At 68.4% G+C, this 18,338-nt stretch carries 17 protein-coding genes; 5 read left to right on the top strand and 12 right to left on the bottom strand.

Features of this window, described 5'->3' with window-relative positions:
* Positions 1-77: 77 nt before the first annotated feature.
* From ACLD0U_RS13890 to ACLD0U_RS13880, 3 genes are all read right to left on the bottom strand, one after another.
* A complete protein-coding gene (locus tag ACLD0U_RS13890) occupies positions 78-272 on the bottom strand; it encodes a hypothetical protein (RefSeq protein WP_410340971.1) in 195 nt (64 codons plus the stop codon).
* 159 nt (positions 273-431) lie between these two features.
* A complete protein-coding gene (locus ACLD0U_RS13885) occupies positions 432-3,881 on the bottom strand; it encodes a S8 family serine peptidase (RefSeq protein ID WP_410340970.1) in 3,450 nt (1,149 codons plus the stop codon).
* 148 nt (positions 3,882-4,029) lie between these two features.
* On the bottom strand, positions 4,030-4,566 hold the full coding sequence (locus tag ACLD0U_RS13880) for a YbhB/YbcL family Raf kinase inhibitor-like protein (RefSeq protein WP_179409747.1): 537 nt from the start codon (positions 4,564-4,566) through the stop codon (positions 4,030-4,032).
* Between the two features lie 75 nt (positions 4,567-4,641).
* Between ACLD0U_RS13880 and pyrE the strand changes: the two genes are divergently transcribed.
* Positions 4,642-5,202 carry an orotate phosphoribosyltransferase gene (gene pyrE, locus ACLD0U_RS13875; protein ID WP_410340969.1) on the top strand — a complete coding sequence of 187 codons (561 nt, stop codon included), beginning with the start codon at positions 4,642-4,644 and terminating at the stop codon, positions 5,200-5,202.
* A 41-nt stretch (positions 5,203-5,243) separates the two neighbouring features.
* On the opposite strand, the gene ACLD0U_RS13870 is transcribed toward pyrE, so the two are convergent.
* From ACLD0U_RS13870 to ACLD0U_RS13845, 6 genes are read right to left on the bottom strand one after another with little or no spacing between them, the layout of a single operon-like run.
* Entirely contained in the window at positions 5,244-5,408 is a 165-nt protein-coding gene (locus ACLD0U_RS13870) for a hypothetical protein (RefSeq protein WP_179409749.1), read from the bottom strand.
* Positions 5,409-5,431: 23 nt separating this feature from the next.
* Positions 5,432-6,064 (bottom strand): metal-dependent transcriptional regulator, encoded by a 633-nt coding sequence (locus tag ACLD0U_RS13865; protein ID WP_410340968.1) that lies wholly within the window; start codon positions 6,062-6,064, stop codon positions 5,432-5,434.
* 3 nt (positions 6,065-6,067) lie between these two features.
* Positions 6,068-6,397: a hypothetical protein gene (locus ACLD0U_RS13860; RefSeq protein WP_206551017.1), complete on the bottom strand. Its 330-nt coding sequence runs from the start codon at positions 6,395-6,397 to the stop codon at positions 6,068-6,070.
* Between the two features lie 29 nt (positions 6,398-6,426).
* A complete protein-coding gene (locus ACLD0U_RS13855) occupies positions 6,427-7,296 on the bottom strand; it encodes a metal ABC transporter permease (protein WP_410340967.1) in 870 nt (289 codons plus the stop codon).
* Positions 7,293-8,048 (bottom strand): metal ABC transporter ATP-binding protein, encoded by a 756-nt coding sequence (locus ACLD0U_RS13850; RefSeq protein WP_410340966.1) that lies wholly within the window; start codon positions 8,046-8,048, stop codon positions 7,293-7,295. The genes ACLD0U_RS13855 and ACLD0U_RS13850 overlap by 4 nt, the downstream gene beginning before the upstream one ends.
* Positions 8,045-8,989 carry a metal ABC transporter substrate-binding protein gene (locus tag ACLD0U_RS13845; protein ID WP_410340965.1) on the bottom strand — a complete coding sequence of 315 codons (945 nt, stop codon included), beginning with the start codon at positions 8,987-8,989 and terminating at the stop codon, positions 8,045-8,047. Before ACLD0U_RS13845 ends, ACLD0U_RS13850 begins: the two co-directional genes overlap by 4 nt.
* Positions 8,990-9,069: 80 nt before the next feature.
* On the opposite strand from ACLD0U_RS13845, the gene ACLD0U_RS13840 reads away from it, so the two are divergent.
* A complete protein-coding gene (locus ACLD0U_RS13840; RefSeq protein WP_410340964.1) occupies positions 9,070-9,696 on the top strand; it encodes a TrmH family RNA methyltransferase in 627 nt (208 codons plus the stop codon).
* 16 nt (positions 9,697-9,712) lie between these two features.
* Here ACLD0U_RS13840 and ACLD0U_RS13835 read toward each other — a convergent pair whose 3' ends face one another.
* Complete coding sequence (locus ACLD0U_RS13835) at positions 9,713-9,970, bottom strand: hypothetical protein (RefSeq protein ID WP_410340963.1); 258 nt, start codon at positions 9,968-9,970, stop codon at positions 9,713-9,715.
* A gap of 183 nt (positions 9,971-10,153) precedes the next feature.
* On the opposite strand from ACLD0U_RS13835, the gene ACLD0U_RS13830 reads away from it, so the two are divergent.
* Positions 10,154-11,869 carry an acyl-CoA dehydrogenase gene (locus tag ACLD0U_RS13830; RefSeq protein WP_410340962.1) on the top strand — a complete coding sequence of 572 codons (1,716 nt, stop codon included), beginning with the start codon at positions 10,154-10,156 and terminating at the stop codon, positions 11,867-11,869.
* Between the two features lie 370 nt (positions 11,870-12,239).
* Here the strand turns inward: ACLD0U_RS13830 and ACLD0U_RS13825 are convergent, their stop codons facing one another.
* Positions 12,240-13,574 (bottom strand): MATE family efflux transporter, encoded by a 1,335-nt coding sequence (locus ACLD0U_RS13825; RefSeq protein WP_410340961.1) that lies wholly within the window; start codon positions 13,572-13,574, stop codon positions 12,240-12,242.
* A 139-nt stretch (positions 13,575-13,713) separates the two neighbouring features.
* On the opposite strand from ACLD0U_RS13825, the gene ACLD0U_RS13820 reads away from it, so the two are divergent.
* Together ACLD0U_RS13820 and ACLD0U_RS13815 are read left to right on the top strand one after the other, a co-directional pair.
* The gene (locus ACLD0U_RS13820; protein ID WP_274367813.1) at positions 13,714-15,678 is read left to right on the top strand and encodes a M13 family metallopeptidase; all 1,965 of its coding nucleotides are present in this window, start codon (positions 13,714-13,716) and stop codon (positions 15,676-15,678) included.
* Positions 15,679-15,794: 116 nt separating this feature from the next.
* A complete protein-coding gene (locus ACLD0U_RS13815) occupies positions 15,795-16,730 on the top strand; it encodes a serine hydrolase (RefSeq protein ID WP_179409761.1) in 936 nt (311 codons plus the stop codon).
* A gap of 81 nt (positions 16,731-16,811) precedes the next feature.
* Here ACLD0U_RS13815 and ACLD0U_RS13810 read toward each other — a convergent pair whose 3' ends face one another.
* On the bottom strand, positions 16,812-18,281 hold the full coding sequence (locus tag ACLD0U_RS13810; protein WP_179409762.1) for a peptide MFS transporter: 1,470 nt from the start codon (positions 18,279-18,281) through the stop codon (positions 16,812-16,814).
* Positions 18,282-18,338 lie beyond the last annotated feature (57 nt).

Genomic DNA, 18,338 nt, shown 5'->3' with positions numbered 1-18,338 from the left:
AACCACCACAGACCCCACACCGGCATCAGCGGCCAAACCCCATCAGCCCGTGTACACAACCTCACGGGGAAGTACAGCTAGGCGTGCCGCACCTGGTGCCGGGGGTTGCGTGGGCGGTGAGCCACCAGCTCGACGAACCGGGCGAACAGGTGCCTGCGGGTGGGCGGCATTGTGCCGCGTTCGAGTGCGATGCGCCGGTACTCCAGCCGACGGTTCAGATCGGCAGTGCGGCGCTGGTCGATCATCGAGTCGACGTAGATGCTCTCGTTCATGATGTTCTCCTCGTTCGCACCGCTGTCGCGGTGGGTGATGAGAACGACTCTCCGCTCTGAGGGGCGGCCGGCGGATCGACCGAATGCCCTATCTTCGTGCGCAGACGCCTCAGGGGGCGGATGCTGCAGCATCCGCCCCCTGAGTCTTGCGATAGCGGTCTACTCGACGACGATCGGCGTGCGCGCCGTCGGAGTCGTGCGCAGCGCGTCGGACGAGAGGGTGGCCACGGCTCCCCATTCGCCCTTCGCCTGAGCCCGCACCGAGTACTCCAGCGTCACCGTGCCACCCGCGGTCGGAGGCGTCGTGCCGACGGCGTAGCCCTCGTCGGCCGACGGCAGACCCTCGAGCACTGAGGCACTGGTGCCGTTGCGGTTCTCGGCCGCGGTGGCCGCCGCCGTGGCGTCATCGGCCGCGCCGTCCTGTCCATAGGTGAACCACACGCCCTCGGTGGCTCCGGTCTGGAGCCACGTCTGCATGGTGTTGGTCGCATTGCCCGAGTAGGTCGGCACCTCTGCCCAGTCGACGACGATCCAGCTATTGCCGTCGCCGTCGCCGAGAACGCCTACGCGCACGCCTCCGCTGCCGGATGTCTGCGACGGATCGAGATCCGTCCACAGCGGCGCGAGCACGTTGTTCGGCGCAGCCGGGTCGGGCATCGGCCGGGGCTGGTACCAGATATCGGCATCCGTACCGCCGCCGATCACGAGGTACCCGTTCGACACCACACCGATGCGGCTATAGGTCTCGCCGCCGAAGAGGAACGGGGGAACGTTGAAGTTCACGATGTCCTCGTCGCCGATACCGACCGGGCTGATGCCGAAGAGCGACAGCGGCAGGTAGCCGTCGCCCGGACCGAGATCAGCAGTGAACCCGGTGATCTGCGGCGCCACGGCGGCGCCGAGCGTACCGCTCCAGCTGGCCGTGTTGCCCTTCTTGCGCAGCGGGTCCTCAACCGACTCGACCTTCAGCTTGCCGTCCGCGGCCACCTCGATCGTGGCATCGACCTCGACCGGCAGGAAGTTCGACGCGGTCACCGTGCAATCGGCCACCTCGCGCGGGCTGAGCGTCGTCGGCGTGCAACTCTGCGTCAGGTTGATACCGGCATCGACGGCATTCGCGGCAACCGGGATCACCAGCGCATCGCCCTTGCGCGGCGTGAGAGTCACCTGACCCTCATGCCACCCGTCCGAGGCGCCGATCGTGTTGATCGTGACCGTGATCTCGCGCGACTGCCCGCTCGGGATCGTCAGCGTCTTCGGTGAGACCGTGATGTCGAACTCACCATCGGTGCTGGCCGCGGTGCGGAAGACCTGCGTCTGCCCGCTCACGTTCGTCACCGTACGGGTCGTCGTCACCGCGCCCGGCAGCGGATCGGCGTTGATGCTCGGCAGGTTCAGATCGATGCGGGTCTTGGCATCCGCGGCGCTCGCCGCGAAGGCCTCAGCCGACTCGCTGATCGTCGCCAGCGGCGCGATGGCGCGGTCCGCGCGGATCGAGCCGGCGCCGCGGTCGAACACACCGGCATCCGAACCGTCCACGTTGACCACGTCCTGCACCGACGACGTCATCAGCGCCGACTTGATCTGCCCTGGCGTCCAATCGGGGTGCGCGGCCACGAGCAGCGCCGAGACGCCCGCCGCGTGCGGTGCCGACATCGAGGTGCCGGCGATCGCCTGGTACAGCTCGCCCGTGGGCCCACCGTCGATGCCGATCGGCGTCGGCGTGTGCCCGGCGATCACCTGCACGCCCGGTGCGGTGATGTCGGGCTTGAGGAACGGGCCGATCGGTCCGCGCGAGCTGAAGCCGGCCATCACGTCACCCGGGGCGACGTTCGCGGTCCCCTGCGCCCACGTGGCGGTGACGCCGGCGTGCTCGCTGATGAACGACACGATGTCGTCGTTGGGGCCCTCCAACTGGATCGCCGGCAAGAAGTGGTTGTCGGTCTGCAGATCCATCGGCTCGGGGTTCGCCAGGATCATTCCCGCCGCACCGCCCTGCAGCACGTTGTAGCCCTTCGCGATGCGACCGACCTCGCCGCGCATGCACAGCACGACCTGGTCGGTGACCGAGTCGGCCGGCATCGGTTCGGTGCACAGCTCATCGTTGTAGCCCGCGACATCGGCGGCCAGCACGACCGGTACATCGCTCACACCCTGCGTGATCGTCGTGCCCTCCTTGACGAGGGTCTCGCCGTCGGTCGAGGCCAGCACCAGAGCCGAACCGAACGCGCGGTCGGAGGTCGAGGCGCCGACCGTGGTCGTCCACGGGCTGGCGTGGTTGGCCGTCGCCGCTCCCGGTCCCGAGTTGCCGGCCGAGGAGTTGACGGCAATGCCTGCCGCGAACGCGTCGAGGAACGCCAGCTCCGTCGAGTCGTACGGGTCGGCGCTGCCACTGATCGAGTAGTTGATCACGTCGACACCGTCGAGCACGGCCTGACCGATCGAGGCGACCAGGTCGCCCTCGTAGCCACCGGCCGGACCGAGCGCGCGGTACGCGATGACCGAGGCGCCGGGGGCGACGCCACTGAACGGTCCGCGTTCGATGCCCAGGATCTCGGCCGACTCGACGTTGGCACCCACCGCGGTGGTCGCCGTGTGCGTGCCATGGCCCTCAGCGTCACGCGCCGAGCACAGCGTGCCGTCGCAGTACGCGTCGGCGCCGGCCGCGCCCGAGGTGGACTGGTAGACGTCGAGCATGGCGTAGGCGCCGATGAGCTTGTTGTTGCAGTCGAACTCGTCGCCGACCGTGCCGTCGCCGAACTCGCACGCCCAGGGCCCGCCGTCCGGGGCACCCAGGCCGTTGTCGATCAGCATCGGATGCTCGGGCCAGATGCCCGTGTCGATCACGCCGACGATCACGCCCTCGCCGGCGCGATCGCGACCACCCAGGCTCGGCCATACGGCGTCGGCGCCGATGAACGTCGTCGCGTCGTTGTCGGGAGCCGGGGTCGTCTCGGGCAGTTCGGCAGCATCCGCCAAGTCCGAGGTGACCGTCAACGGAACCGAGATCGTCCCCGTCGTGAGCGATGATGCATCGACCGAGCCAGTCGTCTGACGCAGTTCATTGGACTGCACCGCGGCGATCGACCCCAGCGTCAGCACGTCCTTGGCGCTCTTGGCGGGGATCATGGCCGAGAAGCCGCCGTACACCGTCACATAGTCCGAGATCAGTGTCGCCGAGCCGATCAGCCCCGTGACCTCTTTCTTGGCATCGGCGATGGCCTTGGTGACGTACTCGGTGTAGGCGTCGATGGCGGCGCTGCCCTCGGCGATCGGAACACCGGTGACCTCGGGGCTCGTCGCGGCGTAGCCGTCGATCGAGCCGGTGTACGAGGCGACGGGGTCGACGTCGACCTTCACCATGACGGCGACCTGGTCGGCATCCGAGCGCTTGAGAAGCTCGTCGTCGTTGGTGGCCAGGCGGCCAGAGGCGGACTTGGCGTTGTTGCTGAAGCTGTTGTCCGGTGTCAACGGCGTCGCGCTGAAGCGTCCCGTGTCGTCGTCGCCATCCTCTGCGACGGCCGGGGCGACGCCACCGGCCATCAGAAGGGCGGTCGTCGCCGCGGCCACCGCCCAGATCCGATTACTTCGTCCGTTCGAACTGCGCATTTCACTCCCTTGTGAGGCTGCTGTGGCGAGCCCCGGTCGGGTTCGTCACGTTCGCCCCGAACGGTATAGGGAGAGACGGTGGATGCGCTACGGCTTGTCGCGTCCGCTCGAGCGCCGATAGACTGCGCCGTTCAGCGGAGGCGCATGTTCAGCGCTCGGCGGGGTCGCCCGTGCCGATCAGGATGCCGCGGGCCAGCGTGTGGAAGTGACGGTTGAAGCCGAGCACGCCCGGCGTCGAACCCGCCTCGAGGTCGAGGTGCTCGACATCGAGGGCATCCACCACGAAGAAGTAGCGGTGCACACCGGTGCCGACCGGTGGAGCGGCGCCGATGTAGCGCTCCAGGCGCGCTTCGTTGGGCAGCACGACGGCGCCGGCGGGCAGACTCTGCGCCGTGCCGTCGCCGCTCTCGAGCGAGCGCAGATCGGCGGGCAGGTTGTATGCCGCCCAGTGCCAGAAGCCCGACCCGGTCGGGGCGTCCGGGTCGAAGCACGAGATGGCGAAGCTGAGGGTGCCGGCCGGCGGCTGCGACCACTCCAACGTCGGATGCCGGTCTTCGCCGGCGCGCTCCGATGACCAGGCGAAACCGGGCAGCGCCCCGCCGGGCGCGAAGTCCGGACTGTGCAGCTCGAGCGGCGCGACGGGGCGCAGCTCGGCGAGGGCGGCGTAGGGGTCGTACGAGAACATGTGTGGCCTCCTTCTTCCACCGTAGGACAGCATCCGGCATCCGGGATCGGGCGCACGCCGAATAGACTGGATGCCGTGACCGAACTCGCATCCGACCGCCAGGCCCTGCTCGATCTGATCACGGCCGAGGCCGTTTTCCACGGTGACTTCACGCTCTCCAGTGGCAAGAAGGCGACGTACTACGTCGACATGCGCAAGCTCACCCTCGACCACCGGGCCGCTCCCGCCATCGGTCGGATCATGCTCGACCTCATCGCCGACCTCGACGTCGAGGCGGTCGGCGGGCTCACGCTCGGTGCCGACCCGATCGCGAACTCGGTGATGCACGCCTCGGTGGCCACCGAACGTCCGCTCGACGCGTTCGTCGTGCGCAAGGAGCCCAAGGACCACGGACGCGGTCGTCAGATCGAGGGCGCCGATGTCGCCGGTAGGCGCGTCGTGGTGCTCGAAGACACCTCCACCACGGGGCAGTCGGCGCTGAAGGCCGTTGAGGTTCTGCGCCGCGAGGGTGCCGAGGTCGTCGCGGTCGCCGTGATCGTCGATCGCAAGACCGGCGCGCAGGCCGCTATCGAGGCCGAGGGTCTGCGGTGGCTGGCCGCCTACGACCTCGACGACCTGGGGCTCGACCCGCAGTAGCCCGCGCCGCGGCGGCGCGGCCGCCTTGCGATCGGATGCTGTCAGCTGCGGGGCCCGCGGTGACGGTCGTCGTCATCCCAGGGGCCCTCGTACCACTCGCCGCGGTTGTCGCGCTTGTCGCGGCGCAGCAGACGGAACGAGAACAGCGCGAGCGTGGTCAGCCCGATGCTGATCAGCACCAGGAACAGCAGGTCGTCCTGAGTCATGTGGGTCAGCCTACGTTCTGTGCCTATGCGCTCAGCCAGATCGCCTCTGCCGCGCCCTCGGGCAGGGCATGGCGGATGCCGTCGAGCACGATCCCATCGGCATCAACGCTGGCGACTGCGCCGACGGCGACGCCGATCCCCTCGAGCCGCTGCAACAGATCGGGGTCGCGGTCGCTGACCCGCAACACCCGACCGCGGTGCCCGGCGGGTGCGTCGGCGAGCAGCACGAAGGGTTCGCGGTCGACGTTCCCCTCAGCATCCGGGATCGCATCGCCGTGCGGATCGAACCGCGGGCGACCGAGGCGCTGATCGATGGCATCCAGCATCCGATCACTGATCGTGTGCTCAAGCACCTCGGCTTCGTCGTGCACCTCATGCCAGGCGTAGTCGAACTCGCGCACGAGCCACGTCTCGATCAGCCGGTGGCGGCGCAGCATCTGCAGGGCGCGGGCGCGTCCGGCATCCGTCAGTCGCACCGCGCCGTACGGAACGTGCGAGACGAGGCCGGCCGCGGCCAGCTTCTTGACCATCTCGGTCACGCTCGACGGGGCGATGCCCAGTTTGGCCGCCAGTTGCGAGGGCGTGATCGGCGCATCCTGCCACTCGGTGTGCGAGTAGACGGTTTTCAGATAGTCGTCGTAGGCGGGGGATGCCATGGCTCAGCCGCCCAGTGCCGCCAACAGGCGGAACGCCTCGCCGCCGGCGAAGAACAGAATGGCGAAGCCGGCCATCGCGGCCAGCAGGGACAGGCGGCCGTCGTAGTCCTCGACGCCGCGGGTGCCGATTGCGCGGGCGCGGAACGCGAGGAACAGTGTCATCGCGCCGAGAGCCAACTGCACCCAGGGGCCACCGGCCGGCAGCAGGTGAGGCCAGGCGATCAGCACGACACCGAGTGCCCCGGCGCCCAGCGCGAACCAGGTGCTCAGGCGCATCGCCCGGCGGGCCTCGGAATCGTCGCGCGACGGCTTGCTGGATCGTGCTGAGGGCATACGTCGAGCCTAGTCGCGGCGGATGCGCGTCATGCGCCGACGGGTTCGGATGCCCGGTGCCGGCGCAGCTGTCGGCCGATCACTCCCTGCCTCGGGCTGAACAGATAGACGAGCGCGAACACCGCCCCCTGAACCAGCACGACCAGGCCGCCGGGTGAAGCGTCCAGCCAGTAGCTGAGGTAGATGCCGACGCCCGAGGCTGAGGCTGACAGGATCGGGGCGATCAGCAGCATCGTGCCGAACCGGTCGGTCAGCAGATGAGCGGTGGCGCCGGGGATGATCAGCATCGCCACGACCAGGATCACACCGACCACCTGCAGGGCGACGACCGCGGTGAGGGCGAGCATGCCCAGCAGCAGGCCCCCGAGCAGGCGGGGTGACAGCCCGATCGCGAACGCGTGCGCGGGGTCGAAAGCGAACAGGGTCAGATCGCGGCGCTTGAGCATCAGCACGACGAACGCGATCGCCGCGAGCACGCCCACCTGCACGAGGTCATCCGCCGAGACGCCGAGAATGTTGCCGAAGATGATGTGGTTCAAATCGGTCTGACTCGGTGTGACCGAGATCAGCACCAGCCCGAGGGCGAACAGGGTGGTGAAGACGATGCCGATCGCGGCGTCCTCCTTGACGCGACTGGTGCCGCGCAGCAGTCCGATCAGGCCGACGGCGAGGAATCCGAACACCAGCGCCCCGAGGGCGAACGGCGCCCCCACGATGTAGGCGAGCACGACACCGGGCAGTACGGCGTGCGAGACCGCATCGCCCATCAGCGACCAGCCGATCAGCACCAGCCAGCACGACAGGATCGCGCACACGACGGCGGCGATCACCGTGGTGGCCAGGGCGCGCACCATGAACTCGTACTGCAAGGGCTCCAGCAGCAGGTCGATCGGGGTCATGAGTCGTCCCTTTCCAACACGTCGAGGCCGAAGGCGCTCGCGAGGTTCTGCGGCGCGAGAGCCGTGCGCACGTCGCCGTGGAAGATCACCCGGTGGCGCAGCAGTACCGCCTCGTCGGCCAGCGCAGGTAGAGCATGCAGATCGTGCGTCGACACCAGTACCGTGCGCCCCTCGGCTGCCACATCGCGCAGCAGGCGCACGATCATGGCCTCGGAGCGCTTGTCGACGCCGGCGAACGGTTCGTCGAGCAGCAGGATGTCGGCGCCCTGCGCAAGCCCGCGCGCCACGAACGCGCGCTTGCGCTGCCCACCCGAGAGTCGACCGATCTGGCGGTCGGCGAGATCCGCCAGCTCGACGCGGTCGAGCGCCTCGTCGACCGCCGCGTGGTCGACGCGCCTCGGCCGACGCGTGAGTCCGAGCCCGCCGTAGCGCCCCATCATGACGACATCGCGCACCGACACCGGAAAGGCCCAATCGACCTCCTCGCTCTGCGGGATGTAGCCGATCAGGCGCCGCCGCCGCGCCTCGGCGGGGATGCGTCCGCCGACGCGCACCGTTCCGTGCGAGGGGCGGATGCTCCCCGTGAGCGTCTTGAACAGCGTGGACTTGCCAGCCCCGTTCATGCCCACCAGGCCCGTCACGCGTCCGGCCGGGATCGTCAGAGAGACGTCGTCGAGGGCGCGCACGTCGCCGTAGCGCACCGACACACCGTGCACCGCGATCGCGGTTTCTTCGGCGGGAACGGCGCTCATGGCGTGTCACCGCGCAGTGCCGTGGTGATCGTGTCGACATCGTGCCGCAGCAGGTCGAGGTAGGTCGGCACCGGCCCATCGGCTTCGGAGAGCGAATCGACGTAGAGGACGCCCCCGAACGTGGCATCCGTCGCCTCGACCACCTGCTGCATCGGCTTGTCAGACACGGTCGACTCGCAGAACACGGCGGGAACGTCATCGCGTCGCACTGCCTCGATCGCCGCGGTGATCTGCTGCGGTGTCGCCTGCTGTTCGGCGTTGACGGGCCAGATGTAGATCTCGGTGAGGTCGGCGTCGCGCGCGAGGTACGAGAAAGCGCCCTCGCACGTGACCAGCGCCCGCTGTTGCTCGGGAATGGTCTGCAGCTCGGTGACCAGCTGATCGTGCACCTGCTGCAGCTCGCTCTTGTAGGCCTCGCCGTTCGCGGTGAAGTCGGCCGCATGCTCGGGCGAGAGGTCGCTGAAGGCCTCGACCATGTTGTCGACATAGATCTGCACGTTGAGCGGACTCATCCAGGCGTGCGGATTGGGCTTGCCGGCGTACGCGTCGGCGGCGATGTCGATCGGCTCGATGCCGTCCGAGACGACCACGTGCGGCACGTCGACGTTGTCGACGAACTGCGCGAACCAGGCCTCCAGGCCCAACCCGTTGTCGATGATGAGGTCGACGTCAGATGCCTTCGCGACGTCACGCGGAGTGGGTTCGTAGCCGTGGATCTCGGCCCCGATCTTGGTGATCGATTCGACCGCGAGATGGTCACCGGCCACGTTCTGTGCGATATCGGCGAGCACGGTGAACGTCGTCAGCACGGTCGGTCGCTCATCGGCAGGCTCTTGCCCTGCGGGGGCGCCGGAGTCGGGGGCGCACGCGGACAGTGTCGCGGCGAGTACCAGGGCGGCACCTGTGGCGCCCGCGCGGAGGAGAGAACTGGGTTTAGGCACACCGAAAGATTAGCCGGTTTTCGGTGCACCTAAAAGTCCGCGCCGTTCGGTGATGTGCGTGCGCCGGATACGCTGACGGGATGGACGAGCAGACCCCCGAGCACACCACACACGGGGTCGGCCCCTATCCCGGCGGGCGCGAGGCCTGGCCCACCGAAGAGCACTTCGACCCGGAGCTGCTCGAGAACGGCGACACCCGTAATGTGATCGACCGTTACCGCTACTGGCGCATGGAGGCGATCGTCGCCGACCTCGACACCAAGCGCCACGCGTTCCACGTCGCGATCGAGAACTGGCAGCACGATATGAACATCGGCTCGATCGTGCGCAGCGCTAACGCGTTCCTCGCCGACACCGTGCACATCATCGGCCGTCGCCGCTGGAACAAGCGTGGCGCGATGGTCACCGACCGATACCAGCATGTCGTCCACCATCCGGATGTGGCGTCATTCGCCGACTGGGCGGCCGCCGAAGGCATCCCGATCCTCGCCGTCGACAATGTCGGCGAGGCCGTTCCGGTCGACAAAGCTGAACTGCCCGAGCGGTGCGTGCTGCTGTTCGGGCAGGAGGGGCCGGGGCTCTCGGATGAGGCGCTCGCTGTAGCATCCGCGCACATCGAGATCACGCAGTATGGATCGACGCGCTCGATCAACGCCAGCGCGGCCGGTGCGGTCGTGATGTACGAATGGTGCCGGCGGTACGCCTGAACTCCATGAGACGCGGTCAGTCGCGCTGGATGCCGAAGGTGTGCTTCATCAGGGCGTTGACGTCGTTGTCGAGTCGGTCGATGCGCTGATGCACCCCGTCGAACCCGGCGCGCATCTCGGTGCGTACCGAGCCGATTTCGGATCGCATCTCGGTGCGCACTGAGCCGATCTCGGTGCGTACCACGCGCACGAACATCGTCGACATGAGCGTCAGCATGCCGAACAGCCCGGCGGCGAACACGCCGATCAGCGTCCAGACCTGGGGTTCCGTCATCGTCAGCACCTCTCCATCATCACCCGTTTCGATCGAGGATGCCAGGGGTCGCCGACCTCGGAGTCCCGAAGATCTACAGTCTGGGGATAACGGTCGCATTCGGCGGAATGTGTAGGGCATCACTAGCCGCTGAGACGCAGTCTCGCGTACACTGAATCTCAGTCTCAGTGATTGGAGTGCACGATGGCATCCGACTACACCCCGCCGGTCGACGACTACACCTTCCTCTTCGGAGAGGCCTTCGGGCTCGACCTGCCCGCACGCGCGACCGACGGCGCCTTCAGCGCCGATGACGCCGCCGAGATCATCGCGGGCGCCGGTGAGTTCGCCGCATCCGTGCTCGCGCCCCTCGAGGCCGTCGGAGACCGCGAAGGTGCGCGCCTCGAAGACGGCCAGGTGACACTCCCGGCCGGATTCGCCGAGGCGTACCGCGCGTTCGTCGACGCCGGGTGGATCACCGCCGAAGCGCCCGAGTCTGCCGGCGGCGACGGACTGCCCGGATCGATCCGCGCCGGGCTCGGCGAACTGTGGAACGGCTCCAACGCCGCCTTCGCACTGTGCTGGCTGCTGACAGCGGGTCAGATCCATGCGCTTGACGCCGTGGCATCCGATGAGATTCGCGCCACGTACCTCACCAAGCTCGTCTCGGGTGAGTGGACCGGCACGATGAACCTCACCGAACCCGCCGCCGGTACCGACCTGGGCGCGATCCGCACCATGGCGACGCCGCGCGCCGACGGCGCGTGGGGCATCAGCGGGCAGAAGATCTTCATCACCTGGGGCGACCACGACGTCGCCGAGAACATCGTGCACCTCGTGCTCGCCCGCACCCCGGACGCCCCCGTGGGCGCCAAAGGTCTGTCGCTGTTCGTCGTGCCGAAGTTCCTGCCCGAGGCCGATGGCGCCCCGGGCGTCCGCAACACCGTCACGACTGTCGCGCTCGAGCACAAGCTCGGCATCCACGGCAGCCCCACCTGTGTGCTCGCGTACGAGGACGCCACCGGGTACCTCGTGGGTGAGGTCGGCGGGGGGCTGGCCGGCATGTTCGTGATGATGAACTCCGCTCGCGCCGGCATGGGCTTCCAGGCCACCGGCATCTCGGACCGCGCCTACCAGCAGGCCGTCGCCTACGCCGAGGACCGCCTGCAGGGCGCCGTGATGGACCGACCGGCGGGCACGAAGATCGCCGAGCACCCCGACGTGCGGCGCCTGCTGCTGTCGATGCAGAGCCGCATCTTCGCGATGCGCGCACTGGGCGTGTACCTCGGTGACCTGTTCGACCGTGCCGAGACCGATGGCACCGGCGCTCTCGCCGAGTTCCTCGTGCCGATCCTGAAGGGCTGGGCCACTGAGGACGCCGTGGCGATCACCAGCGACGCGATCCAGGTACATGGCGGCATGGGCTTCATCGAAGAGACCGGCGTCGCCCAGCACTACCGGGATGCCCGCATCATGCCCATCTACGAGGGCACGACGGCGATCCAGTCGAACGACCTGATCGGTCGCAAGCTGATCCGCAACGGCGGAGCGACCGCCGAAGCGCTGTTCGCCGAGATGGCCGCGACCGTCGAGACGCTGCGCGGTCTGGGCGATGACGTTGCGACGCGCACGGCTGACCGCCTCGACCGCGCGATCACCGCGGCGCGTGCTGCGACGGGCTCGCTGCTCGGCTTCGGCATGACGCGAGACTCCTACGGCGTCAGCGTGCCGTATCTGATGCTGCTGGGCACCCTCGCCGGCGGATGGATGCACGCGCTCGCGGTCGTCGCCGTGCTCGCGCACGAGACAGCGGATGCCACCGACCGGGCCCGCCTGGTCAGCGCCGACTTCTACGGTGCACACCACCTGCCGCGCGTGCACATGCTGGCCGAGACGGTCGCCGCGGGCGAGGTCGCCTGACGCCCGCGCCCGCCCGCTCCCGGCGCTGCCTCCCGCGCCCGCCGATACCCCTACTTCTCGCCGAGACCCCTACCTGCGGACGCCCACAGCTAGGGGTCTCGGCGCAAGGTGGGGGTGTCGGCGACGGTGCGCGGGAGTGGTTGCGGCGCCGGGCACTCTGGTTCGTACCCGGGCGGCATCCCGCTGGGGCGGATTGTTCGATGCTCCGTTCGAACTTCGCACTTCTCCACCGCTCTCCACCGGTCTGTGCACAGGCAGGCAGCGCGTTTCGCACAAGTTATCCACCTAGTTATCCACAGGTGGATAACTCAGTCGGCGTTTCGACCGAGTCTCGGCGCCGGCCGCAGCCGGTCAGCGGGGCTGACCCGATTCAGGCATCCACTTTCGTCCAGGCGTCGGTGCGTACGCGCCAGCCGAGGGTGCCGAGTCTGGCCAGCAGGTAGACGCCGAAGAAAGCGACCGCGAGCCAGACCAGCCCTGCGGCACCGTCGACACCGGTGGCGGCGATGATCCACAGTGCCGGCAGGAAGGGCACGAGGTTGAGCACGCCGACGATCGCCAGGTAGCGGGCGTCGTTCGCCCCCATGAGTACCCCGTCGAGTACGAACACGACGCCGGCGATCGGCTGGGCGATGGCGAGCACGATGAGGGCGGGCTGTATGAGTGCGGCCACCTCTGCATCCCCCGTGAACAGCAGACCGATCGCCGGCGACGATGCGGCGATGATGACGCCCACCAGCACTCCGAACCACGCACCCCACGCAACGGTGCGGCGCAGCACGCGGTGCACCTGGTCGAGGTCGCCGGCGCCGAGCCCCTTGCCGACGAGCGCCTGCGCGGCGATCGCCAGCGCGTCGAGCGCGAAGGCCGCGGTCGAGAAGATGGTGAACGCGATCTGCCACCCCGCGAGCTCCTGCGTGCCGATGCCGGTGGCGACGCCGACGGTCACCAACAGCGCCACACGCAGGCTGACCGTGCGCAGGAACAGCCAGCCGCTGGAACGAGCAGTCACGCCGAGGCCACCGCGTTGGGCCCGGACAGATGCCCCGTGCCGCACGGCCAGGCGCCGGATGACGAGGGCGTACGCGGCGACCATGCCCCATTGCGCGACGACCGTGCCGAAGGCCGAGCCGGCGATGCCCCAGCTGAGCCCGTAGATGAACACCCAATTCAGGCCGGCGTTGGCCGCGAAGCCGAGCCCGGCGATCCACAGCGGGGTCATGGTGTCTTGCATGCCGCGCAGCAGACCAGTCGCGGCGAACACGATGAGCATCGCGGGCAGGCCCCACATCGAGATGCCGAGGTAGGCGCGCGCTTCGCCGGCGACCGCATCGGTGGCGCCGAACAGGTCGACTGCCCCCGGCGTCAGCAGTGATCCGACGATGGCGAGCAGCGCACCGAGCGCCAGGGCGAGCCACATGCCGTCGATGCCGACCGACACGGCGTCTCCGGGCCTGCCAGCGCCGAAACGCCGTGCGACGGCGGGAGTGGTCGAGTAGGCGAGGAAGACCATGAGCCCGACGATCGTCTGCAGCACGGCGCTGGCGATGCCGAGCCCCGCCAGCGGCACGATGCCGAGGTGCCCGACCATCGCGGCGTCGATGATGAGAAACAGCGGCTCGGCGACGAGTGCGCCGAGCGCGGGCACTGCGAGTCGCAGGATCTCGCGATTCAGCGTCGCGGGCGGGGGAGTGGATGCCACCATTCGAGCCTATGGTGTGGTGCAGACATCTCCTGATGCCGCCCGCTCGTCTTCCCGACGAAGGCGCCGACTCTTCCGACGCCGGTGACGAGCCGAAACGGACCTGCCGCTCGTGTCGGCCCCGGCGCATAGGGTGGATGCCATGACAGACGTTCTGCCCTCCGGTCTCGCCGTCTCCGAGTTCAACCACGACATTCGTCCGCAGGACGACCTCTACCGTCACGTGAACGGCACGTGGCTGGAGGCCGCCGAGATCCCCGCCGACAAGGCACGCTGGGGATCGTTCCACATGCTGGCCGAGCAGGCCGAGAAAGATGTGCACGCGATCGTCGAGGAATCGCAGTCGGCCGAGCCCGGCACGCTTGCCCGCAAGGTCGGCGACCTGTTCACCAGCTTCATGGACACCGAGCGCATCGCGGCCCTCGGTACGGCACCGCTTGCCGAGCAGCTGGCCAAGGTCGACGCGATCGACAGCATTCCCGCATTCCTCGCCACGGTCGGGGCTTTCGATCGCGACGGCGTCGCCGCGCTGATCGGCGTTTTCGTCGAGCCCGACCCCGGCAACCCCGAGCGGTACGTGCCGTTCGCCGTTCAGGCCGGTCTGTCGTTGCCCGATGAGAGCTACTACCGCCTGGAGAACTTCGAGGGAACCCGGGCCGCCTACCGGGCGCACCTCGAGCGGCTGCTGAACCTGGCATCCGTCGCCGATGCTGCGGGCACCGCAGACCGGGCGTTCGCGCTCGAACACGAGATTGCCGGTCACCACTGGGACAACGTCGCATCGCGCGACGCCGTGAAGACCTACAACCTCAAGACGTGGGGCGAGTTCGAACAGCTCGTCGGCGTCGATCTCTCGCCGTGGCGCGACGCGGTCGCCGAGGTGAACCCGGCGGCGTTCGATGAGCTCGTCGTCTTCCAGCCCAGCTTCTTCGAAGGGCTCGGCGCGCTGCTCACCGACGCGCGACTCGAGGACTGGAAGGCCTGGCTGCGCGCGAAGGTCGTGCACGGCGTCGCCGCGTACCTGACCGACGAGTTCGTCGACGAGAACTTCTCGTTCTACGGCACCGAGCTGACCGGCACCCCGAGCATCCGTGAGCGCTGGAAGCGGGGCGTGTCACTCGTCGAGGGCGCTCTCGGCGACGCCGTCGGGCGGATCTACGTCGAGCGGCACTTCCCGGCCGAGTCGAAGGCCGCGATGGACGAGCTGGTCGCCAACCTCATCGAGGCCTACCGCCAGAGCATCGAGACTCTCGAGTGGATGAGCCCTGAGACGCGTGAGAAGGCACTCGCCAAGCTCGCGACATTCCGGCCGAAGATCGGCCACCCCGACGTGTGGCGCGACTATGACGCCGTCGAGATCGCTGCCGACGACCTGATCGGCAACGCGCGCCGGGCGACCCGGTTCGAGCACGACCGCCAGATCTCGAAAGTCGGCAAGCCGATCGATCGCGACGAGTGGTTCATGCCGCCGCAGATGGTCAACGCCTACTACAACCCGCTGATGAACGAGATCGTGTTCCCGGCGGCGATCCTGCAGTACCCGTTCTTCGACCCCAACCGCGATGCGGCCGCGAACTACGGCGGGATCGGTTCGGTGATCGGTCACGAGATCGGGCACGGCTTCGACGACCAGGGCAGCCGCTACGACGGCGACGGGCGTCTGCAGGACTGGTGGACCGACGCGGATCGCGCGGCGTTCGAGGAGCGCACCAAGGCTCTGATCGCCCAGTACGACGCTCTTACCCCGCTCGGCCTCGACGACGAGCACAAGGTCAACGGTGCCCTCACGATCGGTGAGAACATCGGTGATCTGGGTGGGCTCGGCATCGCGCTGAAGGCCTACGAGCTGTCGTTGCAGGGCGGGGAAGACGTTGTGATCGACGGGTACACCGGCGTACAGCGGTTGCTGCTGAGCTGGGCGCAGGTGTGGCAGCAGAAGAGCCGCGACGCCGAGACGATCCGCCTGCTGACGATCGACCCGCACTCGCCGAACGAGTTCCGGTGCAACCAGATCCTCAGCAATGTCGACGCGTTTTACACGGCGTTCGAGGTCTCCGAGGGCGACGCCCTCTACCTGCCCGAACAGCAGCGCGTCACGATCTGGTGACGTGCTGTAGAGGGGCACGGGGGAGCGGGCTACGATGAGCACTACGGCTGGAACCGCCGCCGGGGGGACGGCGGTTCCACAGGCCGTGACCTCCCCCATCCCCCGTTAGGAACTGCGTGTCCCCGCACTCCTCTTCTGTTCCCGAGCCCGTAGAAGGCGCCCGCGCGTCGTTGCGCCGTGCGCGGCACCGTGGGCGTCGCGCGCCCCGTCGCGCCGCGGTCGGTCGTCGTTCGTTCGGGTCGAGCCTGCGCGCACTGCAGGAGCTCGCTCAGTCCGGCGCCCAGGTGTCTGTGCACGTCGCCGACCTCGACACCGGCGACGTTGTGCTCTCTGGAGACGACCACGTCGCGCTGCCCATTGCAGGGCTCGGCGTCGTGCCCGTGCTGGTCGAGACGGCGGCAGGTCTGGAGACCGGCCGGATCGAGCCGTTGCAGATCATCGACCGTGTCCGTGCGCAGTTCGTCGCGGGCTCCGGCCTGTGGCGCAGTCTGCGTGCACCGGCGTTGCCGATGGTCGACCTCGCGGTGCTGGCGGCGGCCGCCGGCGATCCGAACGCGGCCAACGCGCTACTCGACGTCGTCGGCCATGACCAGGTGCGTGCCCGTATGGTGAGCCTCGGCATGCCGCGTAGCGCCGTTCTCGACAGATTCCGCGACAAGCGCGGCCCCGACGATGCCCCGCACGTCGCGGTCGGAACGACGCGTGAGTTCGCCGGGCTCATGGCCGCCCTGGTGAACTCCAAGGTCGTCAACGCCGCGGTCAGTGCACAGGTCTCGGAATGGCTGAGCTTGAACCACGACCTGAGCCTGGTCGCCTCGGCGACGGGGCTTGACCCGTTCGCCCATGATCAGGACGCGCACGGGCTGCTCTTCATCAACAAGACCGGACGCGACCGCGGCGTGCGCGCCGAGGCTGGTGTGCTGGGTGGTCCGCGCGCCGGTGTCGCCTATGCGCTCACGGTCTGCTTCGATGACCTCTCGATCAGCCACCGCCTGCGGGCGCATGAGGCCTTCCGCATTCTCGGCACCGACCTCATGGAGTACGCGCACTGATCAGAGGGCGCGTCTTATGACGAAGGGGTCCGGCGGTGCTGAACGCACCACCGGGCCCCTTTCATCGTCGAGCGTGTGTGCTCAGCGCACTCCGCGCATGAGCGTCAGCACCGGCTTCGCCGCGAGCAGCAGCCCCGCCCCGACCACGATGGCGATGCCGCCGAGGATCGAGAAGTACGGTGCCTCATTGGCCGGGTCGTAGAACTGCACCAGCCATCCCGAGATGGCCGATCCCAGCGCGATCGAGAGGAAGAACAGCGCCACCATCTGCGTCTGGTAGCGGGCCGGCGCCAGCTTGGTCGCCGCCGACAGCCCGATGGGTGAGATCAGCAACTCGGCGACGGTGAAGATGAACAGGATGCCGACGATCGCCAGCAGTGGCGTCGAGCCGGGGCCACCGTTCGCGAAGGGCAGGAACAGCAGGAAGGCCCCGCCCATGATGGCGGTGCCGAGCGCGAATTTGACCGGAGTCGACGGCTGCCGTGTGCCCAGGCGCGACCAGAGGGCTGCGAAGACGCCCGAGAGCAGGATGATGAAGACCGGGTTGATCGACTGCACCCACGGGATGGGCATCTCCCAGCCGAAGATCTCACGATCGAGGCGCTTGTCGGAGTACACCGTGAGCACGGTGAACTGCTGCAGATACAGCGACCAGAACGCCACGCTCGTGATGAACAGCGGCAGAAAGGCCCACACGCGCGAGCGCTCCTGCGAGGTGACGTGACGGCTCGAGAGGATCACGGCGAAGTACGCCACCGTGGCGACCAGCGCGCCGAGGATCACGATGTCTGACAGGTTGTCGGCGCGGATCACGCCGATCAGCACCAGTACGGCGAGCACGGCGATCGAGGCGATCGCGATGATTCCCACCAGCGGGTAGCGGTTGCGCGGCAGGGGGTTGTGCACGACGTGGGCGCTCGCAGGCAGTTCCTTGCGCCCGAAGGAGTACTGGATCAGACCCAGGGTCATGCCCACCGCGGCGAGGCCGAAGCCCCAGTGGAAGCCGGCGGTCGACTGCAGCAGGCCCGTGAGGATCGGACCCAGGAACGCACCCAGGTTGATGCCCAGGTAGAACAGTGAGAACCCGGCATCTCGGCGGGTGTCCTCGGGGGAGTAGAGGGTGCCGACCACCGAGGTGGCGTTGGCCTTCAGCCCGCCCGAGCCGAGCGCGATCAGCACCAGGCCGACCCCGACGCCGATCAGGCCCGGCAGCAGAGCCAGCGACAGGTGGCCGGCGACGATCACGATCGCACTGACGAACAGCACCCGCTCCGAGCCGAACATCCGGTCGGCGAGCCAGGCGCCGAGGATCGTCGACAGGTACACCGATCCGCCGTAGGCACCGAGGATGCCACCGGCGATCGCCTCGGGAACACCGAGGCCGCCGTCGGCGACCGAGAAGTACAGGTAGATCAGCAGGATGCCCTGCATGCCGTAGAAGCTGAAACGCTCCCACATCTCGACGCCGAACAGGTGCACGAGTGCGCGCGGTTGGCCGAAGAAGCGGGTGTCGCGCGAGGCCGGTTCGGCCTCAGTCGGCGAAGAAGTCATGGGTTCCAGCGTACGCGCGCCGACCCCGGGCATCCGAACCGGGCATCCGATACCGAC

It is taken from the genome of Microbacterium sp. 2216-1, assembly GCF_046507855.1.
Lineage (GTDB): Bacteria > Actinomycetota > Actinomycetes > Actinomycetales > Microbacteriaceae > Microbacterium > Microbacterium esteraromaticum_C.
This window is presented reverse-complemented; position numbering and strand designations above follow the sequence as displayed.